At 51.3% G+C, this 1,600-nt stretch carries 2 protein-coding genes; both read right to left on the reverse strand.

Annotated features, from left to right (window positions below):
- Window positions 1-13 precede the first annotated feature (13 nt).
- Window positions 14-634 (reverse strand): nitrous oxide reductase accessory protein NosL, encoded by a 621-nt coding sequence (locus Q0620_RS04075; protein ID WP_298783319.1) that lies wholly within the window; start codon window positions 632-634, stop codon window positions 14-16.
- Window positions 631-1,458 (reverse strand): ABC transporter permease subunit, encoded by an 828-nt coding sequence (locus Q0620_RS04080; protein ID WP_298783320.1) that lies wholly within the window; start codon window positions 1,456-1,458, stop codon window positions 631-633. Before Q0620_RS04080 ends, Q0620_RS04075 begins: the two co-directional genes overlap by 4 nt.
- Window positions 1,459-1,600 lie beyond the last annotated feature (142 nt).

Here is a 1,600-nt window from a genome sequence, read left to right on the forward strand (position 1 = left end):
CCGAGCGGTTAGATCATCTTAGATAATCGATCAGCCTGGCGGAGATTTCGCGAAACTGCAAAATTTTATGCCCCTTTTTCTCGCGCATGAAGTCCTGCGCGTCGCGCAATCTCGCAAACGTGATAAGATCGTCGCCTCTGGCGCTTTGCAGCACGCTGCCGAAAACATAAAACGCGTCCTGCGCCCGCAAAATTTCGCCGCTTGCGTAATCGGTGACGTAAAGCTCTGCACCGCTGAAATTTGCGTTCGTGGAATTTGACTCGCCGAAATTGCCGCTAGCGGAATTTTTACTCATCAAATTTTCCTCTGCGGAAGCCGCGCCGTTATTGCCGCTCAAATTTTCGCCCTCGAAAAAATATGCAAACATCGCCTTGGGTGAAGCAAACGCGAGCGCGCTGCCGTTCTTGAGCCTTGCGTAAGCGCGAAATTCAGGGTGCGCGCTAGTATCGATGCCGTATTTGGCGCAGGTGAGATTTACGTCTTTAAGCCACGCAAGATCGCGCACGCTTTTAGAATTCTGCGCCAAATCGGAACCTGTATTATCTGACGCGCTTAAATTTTGCGCCGTCGAATTTTGCATCTCAGCTGCGCCGTAAAGCGCTATAAATGTCGCCAAAATGAGTGGAAATTTCACGCCAAATCCTTTGATCTAAAGATAAAATAGCCCAAAACGAGGCTCGCCGCGCCCAGCGCGATCGGATAGAACAGCGAAAAGGCGATGAAAAGCCCGCGTCCGAAGTGATCTAGGATAAAATACGCCGTCGTGCCGATGACCGCAAGATCGGGATCAAATAGGCTGATAGCGGCGATGCGGAAGTCCTCCATCGGGTTTGCTAGGGCGATCGCAAAGATCAGATTTTCGTTCACTCCCGTTTTTGCGAGCAGTCCGATCAGCACGAGATCCAAAAACGTAAGGCAGAAAAGCCAGACGAAAAATGCGAGCCCAAGCCCCATCTCTTGGCTTTTTGAGACGGCGCAGATCAAAAATGCGATCCCTAAAAACGCCGCGCACAAGCTAAAAAGCAGCCCCGTATAAAGCAGGCAGATCGCCCACGGAATGCCCGTGCCCTTGATCGCGCCCCAAACGATCGCGAGCAGCAGCGACAAAAATATCGGCACGAACACTCCAAACAGCCTTCCTAGCGCCTTGCCGTAGTAGTACTGCGCCTGCGAGATCGGGAAGCTTAGCAGGTATTCTAAGATATTTAGGTCGCGATCGGCTAGGATCGCCTTGCTGGTGGTGACGAGCACGAATATGGGCAGGATGATGATGCAGATCTGAATAAACAGCAGTAACAGTCGCGAAAGCCCGCTAAAGCCGAGCACGCGCGAATCGGTCACTCCCGTGATGAAAAACGCCGCCACGAGCCCGCTAAAGATCAGCAGATAGAGCAAAAACCAGCGCGAGCGGAAGGACTCTTTGATATCCAAAGCGGCGATGGTGAGTAAATTTTTCATTCTTTTCCTTTATTGCGCCTCGGTGCGCTTTTAAATTTAGATTTCTCGCGCGGCTTAAATGCGCCGCCCGTCTTTAAATTTTAGCCTCGTTTTGCAGCGCGGATATAGCTTTAAATTTCGCCCGTCTGGCGTTTAAACAGGC

The sequence above is a fragment of the uncultured Campylobacter sp. genome (genome assembly GCF_938017615.1).
Lineage (GTDB): Bacteria > Campylobacterota > Campylobacteria > Campylobacterales > Campylobacteraceae > Campylobacter_B.

Bases quoted from the DNA above. Each gene is read 5' to 3' on its own strand.
- Q0620_RS04080 (WP_298783320.1), bottom strand. From the start codon at position 1,458: ATGAAAAATTTACTCACCATCGCCGCTTTGGATATCAAAGAGTCCTTC.